This window comes from Candidatus Hydrogenedentota bacterium, assembly GCA_012523015.1.
Classification (GTDB): domain Bacteria; phylum Hydrogenedentota; class Hydrogenedentia; order Hydrogenedentales; family CAITNO01; genus JAAYBJ01.
The window spans coordinates 1-4,266 of record JAAYJI010000069.1; the positions used below are offsets into that span (position 1 = coordinate 1).

The 4,266-nt window shown below is 49.8% G+C and carries 3 protein-coding genes; all 3 read left to right on the forward strand.

Annotated elements, in window-relative coordinates; genetic code table 11:
• The first annotated feature begins 222 nt into the window (after positions 1-222).
• Positions 223-843, forward strand: a complete 621-nt coding sequence (locus GX117_02860; protein NLO32286.1) for an SIS domain-containing protein — start codon at positions 223-225, stop codon at positions 841-843.
• 80 nt (positions 844-923) lie between these two features.
• Positions 924-2,273, forward strand: coding sequence for a hypothetical protein (locus GX117_02865; GenBank protein ID NLO32287.1), 1,350 nt, complete (start codon positions 924-926; stop codon positions 2,271-2,273).
• A gap of 178 nt (positions 2,274-2,451) precedes the next feature.
• Positions 2,452-4,266 (forward strand): N-acetylmuramoyl-L-alanine amidase (locus tag GX117_02870; GenBank protein ID NLO32288.1); only part of this gene is annotated, 1,815 nt, incomplete at its 3' end.

A 4,266-nucleotide genomic window follows, 5' to 3' on the forward strand; every position in this document is an offset into this window, starting at 1 on the left:
CAATATTAACAACATTTTATAGTATTCATGATAAATATCAAATTTAAATTTGGTATGACGCCATATTCAATTGACATAGACAGAGCTTACAAAAACATTGGATATCGTGATATACTTTATTTCTCCATAGAGCATGTATCCTATGATGGTATTGAATTCGTGTAGATCCATCCTATTTTTTTAAACCGCAACAAACCCAACAACCTTTATCCGGAGGAAATCATGTATAAACTTTCTGAATTATTTAATCAAGCCGAATCTTTCGCCGACTATATTAAGCTGTATAATGCCCGACTCGCCGAAGTGCTGGAAGGTATCAGCGGAGAAGCCATGACCCAAGCCATGGAGATTCTGGATAAGGCGCGCAACGATAACAAAGCCATTTACCTCATCGGCAACGGCGGCAGCGCCGGTCTGGCGTCGCATATTGTAAATGATATGGTTGCCGGCGCTTACCAAGAAGGGAAACCCGCGCTCCGTGCCTTCTCCCTGACCGATAATGTGAGCACCGTAACCGCGCTCGGCAATGACTGCGGCTACGAAAGCATATTCCTAAACCAACTCAAAGTTTATTTGCAACCCGGCGATGTGGTGCTTGCCATGTCCGTGAGCGGTAACAGCCCGAACATTATTCGTGCGCTCCGATATGCCAAAGAACATGACGCCGCCACCATCGGCATATGCGGATTTACCGGCGGCTCCATGATCGGCATCTCTGATGTTTCCATTCACATCCCCGCCACCTTGGATGAATATGGGCCTGTGGAAGATGCCTTCGGTATTATCGGTCATATCATGGCGGGCTACCTTTCCATGAAACAAGGGAAAATGCTGCATCACTAAAACTATGCGCCCGCGCATCTTCCTCTCGTTCTTTGAAGGCCTCAAGAATCTATTTACAGCAAAATTTAGGAGATGGTCCCGTGACATTTCGTCTGTCTTGTCTTGCAAAGAGTTTCATCTGCTGCGCCGTACTCATCTGCGTCAACACCGCCGTCTTCGCAACGGTAACGGCGAAGGTAATGGAAGAGTCTGAAGTCTTTTTGTTGACTCCTCCGGATAACGGCTCCGGTCCCTTATGGTCCTATGGCTGCACACAAATAGCGCGCTTGGGAGAAGATGTTTATATTAGCGCCATGGAAACGGATCCGGACACGCCGCCCTTATGCAATACGAAATGGCGGCTCTTAAAGCACAGCCCTGAGGGATGGAAGATGATTTCCGAAGACACTGCTGTGCGTCAGCGTGAACCCTGCCCTCTTGCCGTTATTTCTCCGGATCGTTTAGCGATCAACGTGAATGATTCTCTGGAACCGAAAGGAACAAAATACGGCCGTTGTCTGCCGGGGATACGGCTCTTTCACTTTTCCGACGCCCCCCACACCATGACCCACATCTTGCCCCAATGGAAAGATGCTCCTTATTTTACAGATCACTCCTACCGCAGCTTTGCTTCTGACCCTGTAAATCATCGCCTGTTAATGTTCAACATTGACGCGAAAACCAGTGTGGAACACGCCTGTCTCTTATCGGCTGATGGGGAGACCCTCGCGACGAGCAGCGTCAGCTTTCCGATTCGCTCCTGCTACGCACAGACCGCGCTCCATGATTTTGCCGCCTACATGCTTGCCATCGGCGACATTGTCGAGCCCGTAGACGCTTGGCGTGAATACAAATTCGAACAAACCGAGCGGCAATGGGATTATGTGTTTCGCCGTCTCTTCTACACCTGGAGACCGGACATCAGAACGACTCCCTTTGCTGACGCCCTTGAAATCGACACCGTTGATGATACAGCAGGGTATATCACGAACCAAGATTTGTGGATTGATTCTGACGGGACCGCGTGGATTCTGTATATCCGCTTCGAAGTGCAAAACGCTTTATTACGGGACAAGTTTTTTCCGGACAAATCCATCGATCCCTCTTTGATACTTGCCCAGATTGATCCAAATGGCACGGTTCATAAAGAAGTGCTCGTTCCCGAATCGCCTGAAAGAGGCATATCCCAAGCGAAATTTCAGGTTTCGGCGAAAGGTCATTTGTACGCGGTCATCTGTCTTTCCGGCGAAGAGGGCGGCGTCAACATCATGCCTCTCCACGCACACGCTCCGGACAGAAACCTGATTCCCGTGCCTTTGGAACATCCTCTCGGCTCTTTTTGTCTCGCCACGACCCGTGCCGGTAATGCACCCTCCAATTGGATCGATATGTTCGGCACCACAGGCGACAACCAATTCCGCTATACCTCAATTCTGCTTGAAGAAGAGTAAGCAGCTGTGCGGCGCTCCCTCCGCCTTTAGCGCAGACTTTCTCTCCCTATACACCATACAGTGGTTTCTCATGCTTTACTGATCTACATATTGTATTTGTCAACAATTTATGCTAGAGTATTCTAATGTGGTCCCCCTTGGCATAAGGTCTGCTTAGAATCAGTGATGGAGAGCGATTGTGATTTTTGGTGTGTCGCGCACAATACAAAACGGCATCATTATATCTACCTGTTTACTTTCTCTGTATGCCTTCGGTCAGGGGAATTTCCTCGCTCATGAACCGCTCAACAACGATGTATCAGCCTTTTATAAAGGGGGCGCGCAAATAGGCGTGCTTTGTACTGCCCCTTCCCAAGGGAGCGCACAGGATTTCTTTCAAAAATATCTCGCCGACGGAATTTCTTGGCAAACCTATGCGAACAAAGGCACGGTGGCGATTCCTTTTCATCAATTACAGGGAGACGTACAGCGCCAGATTCTGTTGCAATTATTCCCTTTGGATTATGTGGATAAACAGGGCTGGTGGCACACGGTCCGCTTTGCGTCGCTGCCCAATGGCGAATCTATAGAAGCACTGACAGAATGGTTAACCGGCTCAGCGAAGCATTGCGCTAAGGTTTTATCACAACCTGAAAACCGCGGGCTTTCCAAGGCGTTAAATCGCAGCGACCACCTCTTCGTTCCGCAATCCTTGTTATTGCCGATCATGCAAAAAGAGCACGCGCGCCGCCCTCTTCCTGTTATTCCCGCCCCTTCGACAGCGCAAAAGGCGAGCATCAAAACGAGTTCCGGCGCTCCGATTCTCCCCGCCTCCTCTGATGCCACACCGGGCATTGCTTTTCCTTTTGTAAATGGGAACACCGACGAATTGCTCTCTTATGAAGGCGGTCTTGACGGTCAAGGCGTTTATTATCTTCGCCAAGGGGAAAGTCTCTATTCTGCCGTGGTCGTTCGTTTTACAGACTATCGGGAGAACAAAGATATTTTGGAAGCCTGCGATATCATCGCGAAAAAGAGCGGCATCGCAGATGTTCATACGATGAAGGCCGGTCAGAAGATCCTGATCCCTGTTGAAATGCTTTCCGACCGCTACAAACCCGCCCAATCTGAGGGCCGCCGCCGCTATGAATCCGTCCGCCAAGAGGAACGCCGTTTCCAGGCAGATCGCGTTTACTCGAAAGACTTGCAGGGCGTCGTTGTGGTTTTGGATCCGGGTCATGGTGGTCGCGACCGCGGTGCTGCCGTTGAATCGCTGTCTCTTTTTGAAGATGAAATCAACTACGACATCGTCTGCCGCATCAAAGCTATTTTGGAATCGGAAACACAAGCCACCGTCTATGTGACCGTATTGGATCCTACGCAAGGCTATAAACCGACGGACGCCACAAAATTCCGTCATGACACACAGGAACGGCTTACGACAACGCCGCACTATGAGAATAAAGACAGCGATGTCTCCGTCATCCTGCGCTATTATCTCGCCAACGACATCTATTTTAAAGAGCGCAAAAAAGGCGTAGATGACCGCAAAATTATTTTTGCCAGCATTCATTGCGACTCCGTATTTAATGAGACTTTACGGGGTGCCATGGTCTATGTGCCGGGCGCACAATATAGGAAAGATCCTGTTTCCTCAACAGCAAATAAATATCAGCACTATGAAGAGGTGAAAAGAAACCCGACACCGACGACAACCGCCGAGCAGCGCAAACGCTACGAGGCCTTATCACGCGTCTTCGCCAACACCCTGCTCAACAGCATGCGCGGCCATAACCCGCCCCTGAAGGTGCACGATGCCGGCGACCCCATCCGTAATGTGATCCGCCGCGGCAAGACCCAGGTCTTTTTGCCCGGTGTACTGCGCTATAACGTCATTCCGACGAAGGTGCTCATAGAAATCGCCAACATGCAGCATCCCAAAGATCAGGCACAACTCGCGAATCCTAAGTGGTGTCAATGGTTTGCAGAGGTCTTTGTAGACTCTCTTCGTCGA

Bases quoted from the DNA above. Each gene is read 5' to 3' on its own strand.
- GX117_02860 (NLO32286.1), top strand. From the start codon at position 223: ATGTATAAACTTTCTGAATTATTTAATCAAGCCGAATCTTTCGCCGAC.